The organism is Novispirillum itersonii subsp. itersonii ATCC 12639, assembly GCF_000381985.1.
GTDB lineage: Bacteria > Pseudomonadota > Alphaproteobacteria > Rhodospirillales > Rhodospirillaceae > Novispirillum > Novispirillum itersonii.
Genome location: NZ_KB907341.1, coordinates 286,301 through 300,774 on the forward strand (window position 1 = coordinate 286,301; position 14,474 = coordinate 300,774).

Consider the following 14,474-nt stretch of genomic DNA (forward strand, 5'->3'; position numbering starts at 1 on the left):
CGTTCTGTCGCATCGGGCGGCCTGATCCGGGCTGGCGGGAAGGACCATCGGGTCCGGGCTGGCTGGGATGAAGGGAGAGTAAAACGCTTTTTCATACTTTGCAAATGAAAATGACTTGCATTTACAGAATTGGGCCGCTATCCCTGTGGCAGGCCACGGACCGGAGGAGAGACCCGGTCCGCCCCAACCTCCCCTTTCCAGACCCCTTCACCGCGCCTGCCGTGCCGATGCGCACCGCGCAGACCCGCATGTCTTCCTGTCTGGTCAAGAGATCCATCTGCAATGACCCGCACTGCCCGCCTCCTGCGTGCCTCAACCGCCATGGCGCTTCTGTCGCCCCTGCTGACTGCCGCCCCGGCCCTGGCCCAGAGTGCCACTGCACAAAGCCCCACAGGGCAGAGTGCCACCACACAGGCCGCCCCTGCGGCGGTTCCGACCTATTCCATGGGGGCCGTGACCGCCACCGCCGACCGCACTGAAAAAGCCGCCATTGACACCACCGCCCCGGTGTCTGTCCGGACCAGTGAAGAGCTGGACCGCACCATGCCGTCTACGGTCACCGACCTGCTCAGCGGTATTCCCGGGGTCACCGCCTATCAGACCGCCGGTCAGCCCGGCACTAAGATCAACATCCGTGGCCTGCAGGATTTCGGGCGCGTTAACGTGATGGTCGATGGTGCCCGCCAGAACTTCCAGCGCAGCAGCCACGGCCAGAACACCACGGTGTTCATCGACCCCGACCTGATCGGGCAGGTTGACGTGGTGCGCGGCCCGTCTGCCGTTGTCTATGGCTCCGGCGCCATTGGCGGTATTGTCAATTTCCAGACCAAAGACGCCAAGGATCTGCTGCGCAAGGGCCAGACCTTCGGCGGGCAGGTCACCGGGATTTATGGTGACAATTCCGCCGAACGGCGCGGGGCCATCAGCGGTTACGCCGTGGCTGACTGGGCCGACGTCGTCGCCTCCGTCTCCGGCAGTGACCGGGGCAATTTCAAGGGCGGTGACGGCAAAAAGATTGATGCCTCCGGCTGGGAAAGCACCAGCGCCTTCGGCAAAATCACCCTGACCCCCAACGACGACCACCAGCTGCGCCTGTCGGCGCTGCGCAGCACCTTCGACTATACCGCCGGGACCGGTGCCACCGCCGACAAGCTGGAAACCGACACCGACACCTTCACCCTGCGGCACCGGTTCACCCCGGAAAGCACCCGGCTGGTCGACCTGACCACCAACCTGACCTATTCAGAAACCGATCAGAACGAAACCCGCGTCGGCACCACCTCCAACGGTCGCAAGACTCAGGTTAAAGTAACCACCCCCGGCATCGATATCTTCAATACGTCACGGTTTGAAACCGGATCGGTCGGCCACGCGCTGACCATCGGCGGCGATGCCTTCCATGACGAAGTCACCGCCACCCGTGGCACCGGGGCGCTGGAATTCACCCCCGGCGGCAACCGCACCATTGCCGGGGCCTATGTGCAGGACGAAGTCGCCCTGACCGAACGCCTGAGCCTGATCGGGGCGGTCCGCTTTGACAGCTATGAGATGGAAAGCGAAACCCTCAGCGCCGAAGACACCGCCCTGTCGCCCAAGGTGACACTGGGCTACACCGTGGTGCCGGGCGTGCAGGTCTATGGCTCGTGGGCACAGGCTTTCCGTGCCCCGTCGATCACCGAAACACTGATCAGCGGCACCCATCCGGCCCCGGCCCCGTTCCGCTTTGTGCCCAATCCGGGCCTGCGCCCCGAAACCGCCGAAAACCTCGAAATGGGTACCAACGTCAAGTTCGGCGACGTGCTGATGCCCAGAGACCGGCTGCAGTGGAAGACCTCGGTGTATCAGTCCGAGGTGGAAGACTATATCAACCAGTACTTCAACATGGTCCGGTCCGGCGGAACGGTTAACTACGCCGCCTCGACCTACGGCTACCGCAACGAGGCGGAAGTCACCCTGCGCGGCGTTGAATCCGAAGTGGTCTATGACGCCGGGTTTGCCTATGCCGGGCTGACCCTGACCAACGCCCGGGGCAAAAACAACCTGACCGGCAAAAAGCTGACCTCCGGCCTTGGCTCCCGCGCCAGCCTGACCCTTGGCGTGCGCGACCGCAGCAACGGCCTCGACGGCGGCTGGAAGATGGATGGCCGTCTGGGACTGGAAGACGCCCATGCCTCTGACGATGGCGCACAGGCCGGGGGATACCTGCTGCACGGGCTGTATGTCGGCTATACCCCGCCGGAGCTGGATGACCGCCTGACCCTGCGGGTCTCGGTCGATAACCTGTTTGATACCGAATACCGCGACCGGCTGAAGGCTGATTCCCTTGAGCAGGGCCGGACCATCAAGGCCGGTGGCACCATCCGGTTCTGATATTCCCCTGTTACTATACTCTATGACATAGGGCTGCGCCGGTTTTCCGACCCCTCAGCACGGAGACAAACCCCGTTGTTTTTCAGCGGGGTTTGTTTTTTGAGCCGTTCGGATAAGGGCCGCGATGCGTCTCCGCAGGCTGTTTTGCCTGTTAAAGCAGAACCAGCGAGTCGATGGTGACACTCTCGAGGGCGGTTTGGTGCGACGGCGATGTCTTCCGCATACATCACTGAGTCAAAAGCCCCGCCAGTGTCGAGGGCTTTGTCAGTAGTCTGGGGCGGAGACCGCAAAGTCTCCGCCCTTTTCTTTTGCTCTGACGTGTTGACCGTCAGGCAACTTTCTTCTTCAGCACCCGCAACAACACGGCGGTCACCAGTGTTCCGGCGACCAGCGCCAGAACGTAGCCGCCCAGATGGGTCACCGCATTGGGGATCGGCAGCACAAAGATCCCACCATGCGGTACCTTCAGCTCCACCGCAAAGGCCATCGAGATCGCTCCGGCCAGTGCTGACCCGGCGATCAGGGCCGGAATCACCCGCAGCGGATCCTTGGCGGCAAACGGGATCGCGCCTTCGGTGATGAAGGAAATCCCCAGCACTGCCGCCGCCTTGCCGGCCTCCCGCTCATCGGTGGTGAAGCGGTCTTTGAACAGCAGGGTCGCCAGCGCAATCCCCAGCGGCGGGGTCATACCCGCAGCCATCGCCGCAGCCATCGGCATATAAACGCCGGTGCCGACAAGGCTGGTGGAGAACGCATAAGCCGCTTTGTTGACCGGGCCGCCCATGTCAAAGGCCATCATTGCCCCCAGCAGGACCCCCAGCAGTACGGCACTGCTGCCCTGCATGTTCTTCAGCCATTCCGTCAGGGCCGCCAGCAGCCCGGCCACCGGCGTACCGATGACATAGACCATCAGCAGACCGGTCAGCAGCGAGCCGAGGATCGGCAGGATCAGGACCGGCTTCAGGCCTTCAAGGTTACGATGCAGACGGATATGCCGGTTCAGAAAATCGACGCCGTACCCGGCGATGAACCCGGCGGCGATCCCGCCAAGGAACCCGGCCCCGATGTTGGCCGCAATCATGCCACCGATCATCCCCGGCGCGATACCCGGGCGGTTGGCGATGGAATAGGCAATGTACCCGGCCAGCGCCGGAACCATCAGCGCAAAGCCACCCTTGGCCCCGATGGTGAACAGGGTATAGGCCAGCGTCCCCTTATACTGCTCATCAAAGGCGTAAACACCGCCCAGCGCAAAGGCGATGGCAATCAGCAGGCCGCCGGTCACCACAAACGGCAGCATAAACGACACGCCGGTCATCAGGTGCTTATAGGGGCCACTGCGCTGCGCGGCCAGATCGGCCTTGGCGGCAGCCACGGTATCGGTCAGCTGCGGGCCCGATGTTTCGGCTGATGCCGGACCGGACAGAACGGACGCATCGGCCGCCGCTTTGGCAATCAGGGCCTTGCCGTCGTTGATCGCCGGTTTGGTGCCGGTCTGATAGACCCGTTTGCCCTGAAACCGGGTCAGATCGACCTGCGTATCGGCGGCAATGATGACCAGATCCGCCGCCCGAATGTCCTCTGCCGTCAGGGTGTTCTGCGCCCCGACCGAGCCCTGCGTTTCAACCTTGATCGGATGACCGAGCGCCTGCGCTGCGGCGGTGATCCCTTCCGCCGCCATAAAGGTATGGGCAATCCCGGTCGGGCAGGAGGTGATCGCCACCAGCCGCAGAGCCGACGGTGCAGTGTCCGCAACCGGGGCCACTGCAACAGACGCTGCCGCTGGCGCGGGCAGACGGGCCAGCACCGCCGCCGCATCGGTCAGCACATCTTCGACCCGTACGGTGACAACCGGCAGCCCGGCGAAGCGGCTGGCGTCACCGGCATCGGCACCTACCAGAATCACCCCGGTGGCCGAGGCCAGAGCCGCGCCGGAGAACGGGGTGCTGATCGCCCCGCCGCCGGTCAGCTCCACATGCAGGGACAGCCCGGCGGAAGAAGCCGCCTTCCGCAGCGCTTCGCTGGCCAGAACGCCCAGTGTGGCCCGTGGCCCGGCGTTGATGACAGCAAGAATGGTGGTCATGGTTTCCTCCTGACGGGCTTCCCCCGTCCTTCTTCCTGAGACTTCGGCCTGCCGCTTAGCGCAGGACTACCGTTTCCGCCGTTGCGGCGAGATCTTCCACCACAGACCGGGCAGGCAGATGCGGCCCGACCTGTGCCAGCTTGGCGCAGGCAAAAGCCGCGGCCAGACGGGCGGCGCGGTCCAGCGGGGCATCCGCAAGGGCTGCAGCGGTCAGCCCCGCCACCATCGCATCCCCGGCCCCGACCGTACTGACCGCCTGTACCGGCGGCAGACAGACCTGCACCGCCTGCCCGGCTTCAACGAACAGGGCCCCCTCTGCCCCCAGAGAAATCACCACCCGCCCCAGCCCCAGCGCCAGCAGATCAGCCGCCGCCGCCAGCAGCGCGGCTCTATCCGGCAGGGGCCGCCCGGCCCAGCCTTCCAGCTCCGCCCGGTTGGGTTTGATGCACCACGGCTTCGGCCCGGATGCCGCCAGCGCCGCCGTCAGCGGAGCGCCGCTGGTATCCAGCACCACCCGGGCGCCGGTAGCGGACAGCACCGCACACAGGTCAGCGTAGGCGGTTTCCGGCAGGCCCGGCGGCAGACTGCCGCCCAGCACCACCAGATCCCCGGCCCGCACGGTCTGGGTAAGGCTTTTGATCAGCATCGCCCACGCCGGTGCCGTCACCGCCGGGCCCGGCAGATTGATATCGGTGGTGTCCCCGGCAGACAGATCGGCGATCTTGATGTTGGTGCGGGTTTCGCCCGGCACCCGTACAAAATGATCGGCAATCCCCTTGGCGGTCATGAAAGCCGCGAAGGCAGCCTGATTATCCGCCCCGAGGAACCCGGCGGCAGCCACCGGCACACCCCAGTCGGCAAGACATCCGGCCACATTGATCCCCTTACCCCCGGCATTGTGCTGGACAGTCTTCGCCCGCTGCACATGCCCGACGGCCAGCCGGTCAAGGGTGATGGTCTGGTCAATCGCCGGATTCAGGGTGACCGTCATCACCGCAGGAAGGGCCGGGGCGGTCATGCCTGCCCCCCGGCGCCGGTTTCCAGCGCCCGCACATCCGCTGCCGTTTCGCAGGACAGGGCCTGCAGGGCCAGAGCCTTGAGATTTGCCTGCGACGACCGCCGCAGCCGGGCCTTGACCGCCGGAATATCCCGGGGGGTCATCGACAGTTCCTGTACCCCGATCCCGGTCAGCAGGGCCGCACCGAACGGGTCACCGGCAATTCCCCCGCAGACCCCGACCCAACGGCCATGCCGGGCCGCGCCATCAACAGTCTGGCGGATCAGGCGCAGCACCGCCGGATGCAGACTGTCAGCCTCGGCCGCCAGATCGGGATGCTGCCGGTCAATCGCCAGTGTGTACTGGGTCAGATCATTGGTACCGATCGAGAAGAAATCGACATGCCGCGCCAGCACATCCGCCTGTACCGCCGCCGCCGGAACCTCGACCATGATCCCCAGCGGCACTTTCGGGGCGTTCAGCTCAGTCCGGATCCGCTCGCAGAGGGCGGTCAGGGCCTGAATCTCCTCGACACTGGTGATCATCGGGAACATCACCGACAGCGTCCCGCCATCCCGGGCGGCCCGGTACAGCGCCCGCATCTGCGGCTCCAGCAGATCAAGACGGCGCAGCAGCAGCCGGGCCCCGCGCACCCCCAGGAAGGGATTCTCTTCTTTCGGCAGGTTCAGATGCGCCACCTGCTTGTCGCCGCCGATGTCCAGCGCCCGCACAATCAGCGGCTTACCGTCCAGGGCCTGCGCCATGGCCCGGTAAGCGGCATACTGCTCGTCTTCATCCGGGGTCGTCCCCCGCTCAAGGAACAGGAATTCGGTCCGCATCAGACCGACGCCTTCCGCCCCCTGCGCCACGGCCATGCTCACCTGATCGGCGCTGTTGATATTGGCGGCGATCTCCACCGCATGACCATCGGTGGTGCGGGCGGGCAGGCTGCGCTCTCCGGCCTCGCGGTCCTGCCGGGCCTGACGGTCCTGCCGCCAGGCCTGTGCCGAAGCGGTATCGGCCTCGCCGGGGTTGAGGTACAGACGCCCCCCCTGCCCGTCGAGAATAACCGGGGTGCCGGACGGCAGATCCAGCAAGGCCGCACCACCGGCAACCAGCGCCGGAAGACCCAGTGTGCGGGCCAGAATGGCGGTGTGCGAGGTCGGGCCGCCGTGGGCTGTCGCCAGCCCCACCACCCGGTCCATATCCAGCGCGGCGGTATCCGACGGCGACAGATCCGGGGCCACCAGAATGAATGGCGTCTGCGGCAGACTGTCCAGCGTCGAAGCCCCCAGCGCCGGATCAATCCGGGTCAGCACCCGGCGGCCAACATCGCGCAGATCGGCAGCCCGGGCAGCCAGCACCGGGTTGCCCAGCGCGGCAAGACTGCCCGCCTTGCGCTCGATCGCCTCATGCCACGCCCACGCCACGCCATGGCCTTCGACCATCAGCTGACAGGTCAGGGTGATCAGGTCGGTGTCATTCAGCAGCTCGGCCTGTGCGGTGAAAATCCCGGCCTCTGCCGCGCCCAGACGGCGGCCGGTGTCGTCGGCCAGTGCCCGCAACTGCTGGCGGGTGGCGGTCAGGGCGTCATCCAGCAATGCCCCGCCTTCGGTCAGCGAAACCGGGTGATCCGGCACTGCGGCATCAACCGGCAGCAGCACATGCACCGGGGCCAGTGCCAGACCGGGGCTGGCGGGCAGACCGGCAATCACCGGCAAGGCTGACGGCGGGGCCCAGCCCGCCTCCGCCGGAACCGCCTTGCGGGCTGCGGCGGCGGCATCCGCCTTTTCCTGCGCGCTCAGCCGGGTCATCACCGCCTTCAGCGCCGTGACAGCGGCCACAGCATCGCGCCCGCTGGCAGACACCACCACCGCATCACCGCAGGACAGGCCCAGTTGCAGCAAAGAGACCAGCGCCTTGGCGTCAGCGGTCCGGTCCCCGGACCTGACCTGTACCTGCGCCGCAAAGGGGCGGGCGGCCTCAACCCACGCCGAGGCCGGACGAGCATGCAGGCCGGTCGGATAATCGACCACCCAGTCAAAACGGGCATCCCCGGCCCCAAGATCCGTCACCGGGTCGGACGCCACCGGGGCTTCCGGGACATCGTTGAGAGCCGACAGCAGATCTGCGGGGGCCTGCGTCTCACACAGGGCGGCCAGCCGGGCTTCATCCTGCAACAGACGGGTCAGGCGACGCAGAACGGCAATGTGGGTATCAGAGCGGGCCGCAATCGCCACCACCAGCCGCGCTGACTGCCCGGCGTTCCATTCAACCCCACCCGGCACCTGCACGATGGCGATACCGTCTTTCAGCACCAGCGCCCGGTCTTCGACCATCCCGTGGGGAATGGCGACGCCATGACCAAGAAAGGTATTCGCCACCTGCTCCCGCCGCTCAACGCTGGCGGTAAATCCGGGGGCGACGTACCCGGCGTCGATCAACAGCTGACAGGCGGCGGCAATCGCGGCCCCCTTATCAGCAGGGGCAGCCCCGAGGCGGATCAGGGCGGGGCTCAGCAGCATGCTGGGGTGAGAAGACTGGTCCATGGCGCTTCCTCATACGATGCTTTGGCACCGTTCCACCCTGCCGGTCCGGCCCCCCGGCTGAGGATCATCACCACAGCCGGACATGGGTGTTTCGCTGCCCGTTATGACGATTGAAAACGTTTACACAAAAATTGTCAATCCACTGCCGGAGACGTCCCGCAGACATGGCTTGAAACCTTATTTTCCTGATCTATGATAGGACAATAATGATTGGAAACGTTATCATCAGCCCCGCAGACTCCTGCGGTGAAAGGCCCGGGATATGAGCGTCAGCATCAAGGATGTGGCCCGCCACGCCGGGGTGTCGGTGGCGACCGTCTCCCGCACTCTCAGCAACGGGCCGGTCAGCGAGGAAACCCGCCGCCGGGTCGAGGACGCGGTGCAGGCAACCGGCTACCGCCCTAACCTGTCAGCCCGCCGCCTGCGGTCACAGCATACGCAGACCATCGGTCTGGTGGTCTCAGACATCCGCAACCCGTTTTTTACCGCCGTCAGCCGGGCTGTGGAAGACGCCGCCTATCACGCCGGAATGCGGGTTATTCTGTGCAATACCGATGAAAACCCCGACCGGGAGGAACTGTACCTCCGCCTGATGCAGGAAGAACGGGTCACCGGACTGATTTTTGCACCAACACGAACTACCTGTGAAGCGCTTGATCGCTTTGATCTGGATTTTCCGGTGGTTCTGATTGACCGCGCCGGTCCGCCCGGGCTGCATGATGCCGTGGTACTGGACAATGCCGGGGCCAGCGCCCTGCTGATCGACCATCTCGCCGCTCAGGGATACCGCAAAATCCACGGCCTGTTCGGCAACACCAGCACCACGGGGGCAGAGCGGCATGATGGCTACACGGCGGCCATGCACCGCCACGGCCTGCAACCGGATGCTGTCTTCATCGCCCCGCAGGCGGCGGCGGCGGAAGCCCACATTGCCGCCCTGCTGACAACGCCGGACCGGCCCGAGGCCGTGGTGGTCAGCAACGGCCAGCTGCTGCTGGGGGTGACCCGCGCCCTGCGCGCCGCCGGGCTGTCGATGCCGGGGGATCTGGCCGTTGCCGGATTTGATAACGAAACCTGGACTGAACTGGTCGGCCCCGGTCTGACGGTGATTGAACAGCCGGTGCAGGAGATCGGGGCCAGCGCCATGACCATGCTGTTTGAACGGCTGGAGCGGCAGGACCTGCCGGTCCGTAAAATCGTGCTAAGCGGCCGCTGTATCATCCGGGGATCAACCGCCACCCGCGGCTGACCCCGGTATAGGGCTCTCTCAACGCAGGGCGAACAGTTCCTGATGGAAGCGCCCGGCAGGCAGCCCGCAGGCAGAAAAATCAGACCGCAGGGCCTTGCCAAAACCGGCAGGACCACAGAACCACAGGCTGGCGGACCGCCATTCCGGGACCAGTGCCCGGATCTTCGCCCCATCCAGACGGCCATCGCGGCTGTCAATCATCACATGCAGGGTCACCCCGGCGGCAGCGGCATCGGCACGCAGCTTTTCCAGCGCCACCGCATCATGATCAGCCGTGGTATGGAACAGATGGACCGTCCGCGGGGCTGCCCCGGATCGCGCTGCCAGATCCTTCAGGCGGGCGACGAAGGGGGTGATGCCGATACCGCCCCCGACCCAGATCTGCTGCGGGGCGTCATCCTCAAACGTAAAGCAGCCATAGGGGCCTTCCACCGTCACCGGCAAACCGTCGTGCAGGGTGTCACGCAGGCGGGCGGTATGGTCCCCAAGTTCCTTGATGATAAAGGTCAGGCGATTGTTGCTGCCCGCCCAGGACGACGCAATGGTGTACGGGTGCGGCCCGTCCGCCGGATCGGCTGTGACAAAGGCAAACTGTCCGGCACGGTGCCCCGGCCAGCCGTGCGGCACATCAACCGCAGCTTCCAGCGTACGTACACCGGGATAATAAACGGTGTGGGCCACAGTCCCTTGAATCCGGCGCGTCACCGCCACCTTCCGCAGCAGCACGATCACAGCAGCGACCGACCCGGCCACCAGCTGCACCGCCATCAACACCCCGAGCGGAGTCGCCCAGTCGGCATAATTCAGCAGCACCACGGCATGAAACACCAGCACCAGATAGGTGGCGGCCAAAATCCGGTGTGTCTTGAAAAACCAGCGATAGGGGAACCATTTGATCAGGGCCAGCACCATCAGCGCCGCCGCCCCGTAGAAGGCCCACTCACCGACCCCTTCCGCCGTGCCCCGCAGCGATTGCAGGGTCTGCTGAATCTGGGAAACATCCGGCCCCGGAGCCGGGCGTGGCCCCCGCTGGGGGCGCTCCAGCAGGCCCAGCCCCACGGCCCATTTCGGGCCCTTGGCCCACAGCCAGTGGGTCACCGCCAGCACCAGCGCGCTGATGCCCAGCCATTTATGCAGGCGGTACATCCGGTCCAGCCCACCGAACCAGCGTTCCGGCCAGCGCGGGCGGACCGCCAGCACCATCGCCACCGACATACAGGTGATCGCCAGCACTCCGGTCAGCTGCGCCATCGCATTCCGCAGCGGGAAAAACGCCGACACCTCAAACACACCCGGTTCGGCAGCCACCCACAGCAGGGCGGCCCCCGCCAGCAGGCCGGTGAGGGAAACTTTGATTGCTCGCATAAAACTGTCCCCGGACTTTTCAAGCACAAGAGGATGATACGCACAACGGGGGAAACTCCTGCGGTTTCCGTCCCGTTCGCTCTGCGCGGCGCATCCGACACCCCCTTACCGTACGGCACGGGTCCTGAACAGGATTTGAATATCTCATTCACGGTTCCCCCACAGGGCGAAAAAGGCCGACTTTTTCTCAACGCCGACCGGAGAAATGCCCGCCCACAGCCCGCCCGGATCCATGCCACACTGCACCGTCCTGATCCCTTTTGCGGAGAGTCCGATGATTACGGTGTATGGCCGCCCGTCTTCCATCAATGTGCGGAAAGTGCTGTGGCTGTGCGATGAACTGGACCTGACCGTTGCCCGGGCAGCCCAGAATTATGACGGCCCCGGACCGGACCCGGTGCCCGAGGTCCTGGCCCTGAACCCCAACGGCCTGATCCCGGTCCTGACCGACGGCGATCATATCCTGTGGGAGTCCAACACCATCTGCCGCTATCTGGCGGGCAAAGCCGGGCGCGATGACCTGCTGCCCACCGACCCGACGGCCCGGTCGCGGGTAGAGCAATGGATGGACTGGCAGGCAACCGAACTGAACACCTCGTGGCGCACGGCCTTCATGGGGCTGATCCGTAAAAGCCCGGCCCATAGCGACCCGCAGGCCCTGACAGCCGGGATCGCCGGATGGAACCGCACCATGGCCCTGCTTGACCGTCAACTTGACCGGACCGGGGCCTATGTCACCGGCCCCACTTTCACCGTGGCCGACGTGGTGCTCGGGGTGTCAGTACATCGCTGGCTGCATATGCCGATGACGCGCCCGGATCTTGCGGCGGTCGGGGCCTATTACCATCGCCTGCTGACCCGTCCGGCTTTCCCCCCGCATGCCCGGCCAGATATGCCGTAACCGCCGGTCTCGGCAGAACAGCGGCGGTCAACCGACGACCACACAGTTCCGTCCCCCGGCTTTGGCCCGGTACAGCGCCGCATCTGCCCGTAGCTGGACCGTCTCAAAGCCGGTATCCTCGGGCCGCAGCCCGGCCACCCCGATACTGACCGTCAGGCTCCGCTCGACCCCGTCGGCGGCCTCAAAGCAGACCTGCTCCACCGCGTGGCGCAGGGTTTGTGCCTGTATGGCGGCCTCTGTTGGATCACAGCCGGGCAGCAGCACCGCAAACTCCTCTCCCCCCAGACGCCCGATGGTGGCGCCCGGCCCCATCTGCACAGTCATCTCCTCGGTCAGACGGCAGATCGCCCGGTCTCCGGCGGCATGCCCCCAGGCATCATTCACCTTCTTGAAATGGTCGATGTCCAGCAGCAGCACAGACAGAGGCGTTCCCTGCCGCCATGCCTGCACAACCTCTTCGGCTGCGGTATCCAGCAGATGACGGCGGTTAAAAACCCCGGTCAGTGGATCCGTGACCGCCAGCCGGTGCATTTCCGCCCGCTGACGCAGGGCGGTACGATGGGACCGCAACAGGGCAAAAGCCAGCAACAGCAGAGCCAGATAGCCCAGTCCCATCTGAAGCGCCCGGTGCCGCCAATCGGCAAGAAGATCTTCCCGGTCAAGCCCGACCAGAACCAGCAACGGAATTTTCTCGATCTTGCTGATACCAAACACCCGCTCGCGCCCGTCGAAGGGAGAGCGGGCAATAAAGCTGGCGCTCCCCCGGGTTTCCCCGAAAGACGGCTGGCCTGCCGGTGCCGGGGCCCTGCTGCCGATGGCGCCGGGCAACAACGGGCTGCGGGCCAGCAGGGTATCATTACCGTCCACCACCGCCAGCACGTCATTCCGGCCAATCGGAAACTCTTCCAGCCAGTTCTGGGCAAAGCTGAGGTCTATCGCGGCCAGCGCCCCGGCCACCAACCGACCATCTCCGTCAACGATATTGCGCGACACCAGCAGCACCGGGCGGTGGGTGGCCGACCGTTCCACCGGCATATACTGAATATAGGTATCGCTGGAAACAGGTTCGGCCCGGTCCCGGCAGAAAGACTGATTGCTGCGGAATCCGATCAGTTTCGGGTTGGCCGCAGCCATGAACACACAATCGGCACCGTAAAAAGAAATACCGTCAAGCCCTTCAACTGACTGACTTTTCTCACCCAGAAGACGGATAGTCTGCTCCTGCCAGCCGGGGGCAGCGGTCTGCGGGGCTGTTCCAGCGGGGACAACCCGCCCCAGAATATCCCGCAGCACATAATCGGTGGACAGGATCGTGGTGCCGAACCACTGGCTCATGAACTGGCTTTTCTGCTGCACCAGATCACGCTTCTCAGCGATTATTCTCTGCTGGCTGGCGTGCAGATCCATCCCCAGCCACACCGCCCCGGCCAGAAACCCGAGCGCCATGGCAGCCTGAAGGATACCGGACCGTATCCCTGCCGCACCTGTCCTGCCCTGCATGGTTCTGCCCGTTCATGCCCGAAACATGATGGAGTCTAATAGATTTTCCCTGACCTGTTAAGGAATTACCCGATTTTAATACAATCCAGAAAAGAAACGGCGGCCTTTTCCCCTGCGGGAAAGGCCGCCGTCCGGTGGGTCTGACGAACCCGGATCAGAAGATGCTGCGGTAGATCGCCTCGACATCCGCCTGCGTCATATCGCGCGGGTTGCAGTCGATCAGACGGCGGATACCGACCACGACTTCTTCCGCCATTGACGGAATTGCCGCCTCATCGACGCCCAGTGCCGACAGGCGGGTTTCCAGCCCGGTGGCGGGAACCAGCGCCTCAATCTCAGCGACAAAGGCTTCCGCCGCCAGCTCAGGAGTCCCGAACTGCTGGCCCGGCAACAGGCATTCGGCCAGCTCGGCATACAGCGGCAGAGCCGCAGGCAGGTTGAAGCGGATCACCTGCGCCATCACCAGCGCATTGGAATGACCGTGCGGAATGTGATAGCGGGCCCCCAGCGGATAAGCCAGCGCATGGATCGCCGCCACCGAGGCATTGACGAAAGCCATTCCGGCCATCAGAGACCCCTGCAACATGGCAGCCCGCGCCGCAAGATTGCTGCCATCGGTCACTACGGTCCGGATATTCCCCGCCAGCAGCCGCAAGGCAGACGTGGCAAGGCCATCCGCAATCGGGTTCTTGCGGGTGCGGCTGGTATAGGCCTCAATGGCATGAACCATCGCATCAAGGCCGGTCGCAGCCGTCACCTTCGGCGGCAGGCCGACCGTCAGGGTCGGATCCAGCAGGGCGACATCGGGCAGCAGCTGCGGCGCGTAGATGGCCTTCTTCTGCTGGGCCTCGTCCGTCACCACCGACACCCAGGTCACTTCCGATCCGGTCCCGGCGGTGGTCGGCACCTGCACCAGCGGCAGACGTTTGCCTTTCGCCAGATCATGACCGTACATTGCCGCCAGCGGCTGATCATTGGGCACCATCAGCGCCACCAGCTTAGCGGTATCGAGCGAACTGCCGCCACCGAGACCGACAATGCCGTCCGCCCCGAAAGCACGGGCGGCAGCCACCGCCGCCTCAACCACCGTGGTCGGCGGATCCGCCGACACATCACTGTAAACGCTGACACGGCACCCGGCGGCGGTCAGGGACCGGATCGCCCGGTCCGCAAAGCCCAGCGTCACGATCCCCGGATCACAGACGATCACCACGGCTGTCGACCCCAGCCCGGTCATCACCGCCCCCAGACCGTCAAGCGCATCAACGGCACACAGGATACGCGGCGGGCAGCGGAACACACTGTTGATATGACTCATGGTTTTAGTCCTCTTTTATTCAGCCCCTCACACGCCGGGCGGGCGCATCCGCGCCCTTGGCTTACGCGCGAATGGTCGCGCGGGGCCTCAATGGCCCAGTCGGTACGGCGGAGCCGTACCTCCGTTGTCTGTCCCTCACACG

9 protein-coding genes are annotated in these 14,474 nt (G+C 65.0%); 3 read left to right on the top strand and 6 right to left on the bottom strand.

Annotated elements, in window-relative coordinates; translation table 11 throughout:
* Positions 1-282 precede the first annotated feature (282 nt).
* On the top strand, positions 283-2,370 hold the full coding sequence (locus G365_RS0110035; protein WP_019645393.1) for a TonB-dependent hemoglobin/transferrin/lactoferrin family receptor: 2,088 nt from the start codon (positions 283-285) through the stop codon (positions 2,368-2,370).
* 328 nt (positions 2,371-2,698) lie between these two features.
* Here G365_RS0110035 and G365_RS0110040 read toward each other — a convergent pair whose 3' ends face one another.
* The 3 genes from G365_RS0110040 to ptsP are packed head-to-tail and all read right to left on the bottom strand — an operon-like array spanning position 2,699 to position 7,999.
* Positions 2,699-4,453, bottom strand: a complete 1,755-nt coding sequence (locus G365_RS0110040) for a fructose-specific PTS transporter subunit EIIC (RefSeq protein WP_019645394.1) — start codon at positions 4,451-4,453, stop codon at positions 2,699-2,701.
* 55 nt (positions 4,454-4,508) lie between these two features.
* Positions 4,509-5,471 (bottom strand): 1-phosphofructokinase, encoded by a 963-nt coding sequence (gene pfkB, locus G365_RS0110045; RefSeq protein WP_019645395.1) that lies wholly within the window; start codon positions 5,469-5,471, stop codon positions 4,509-4,511.
* Positions 5,468-7,999, bottom strand: a complete 2,532-nt coding sequence (ptsP, locus tag G365_RS0110050; RefSeq protein ID WP_019645396.1) for a phosphoenolpyruvate--protein phosphotransferase — start codon at positions 7,997-7,999, stop codon at positions 5,468-5,470. Before ptsP ends, pfkB begins: the two co-directional genes overlap by 4 nt.
* 262 nt (positions 8,000-8,261) lie before the next feature.
* On the opposite strand from ptsP, the gene G365_RS0110055 reads away from it, so the two are divergent.
* Positions 8,262-9,248 (top strand): LacI family DNA-binding transcriptional regulator, encoded by a 987-nt coding sequence (locus tag G365_RS0110055; protein WP_019645397.1) that lies wholly within the window; start codon positions 8,262-8,264, stop codon positions 9,246-9,248.
* 18 nt (positions 9,249-9,266) lie between these two features.
* On the opposite strand, the gene G365_RS0110060 is transcribed toward G365_RS0110055, so the two are convergent.
* Positions 9,267-10,613, bottom strand: coding sequence for a ferredoxin reductase family protein (locus G365_RS0110060; RefSeq protein WP_026345244.1), 1,347 nt, complete (start codon positions 10,611-10,613; stop codon positions 9,267-9,269).
* A 274-nt stretch (positions 10,614-10,887) separates the two neighbouring features.
* Between G365_RS0110060 and G365_RS0110070 the strand changes: the two genes are divergently transcribed.
* Positions 10,888-11,514, top strand: a complete 627-nt coding sequence (locus G365_RS0110070) for a glutathione S-transferase family protein (protein WP_026345245.1) — start codon at positions 10,888-10,890, stop codon at positions 11,512-11,514.
* A gap of 27 nt (positions 11,515-11,541) precedes the next feature.
* Here the strand turns inward: G365_RS0110070 and G365_RS0110075 are convergent, their stop codons facing one another.
* Positions 11,542-13,014, bottom strand: coding sequence for a sensor domain-containing diguanylate cyclase (locus tag G365_RS0110075; RefSeq protein WP_043741941.1), 1,473 nt, complete (start codon positions 13,012-13,014; stop codon positions 11,542-11,544).
* Positions 13,015-13,168: 154 nt separating this feature from the next.
* Positions 13,169-14,332, bottom strand: coding sequence for an iron-containing alcohol dehydrogenase (locus G365_RS0110080; protein ID WP_019645402.1), 1,164 nt, complete (start codon positions 14,330-14,332; stop codon positions 13,169-13,171).
* Positions 14,333-14,474 lie beyond the last annotated feature (142 nt).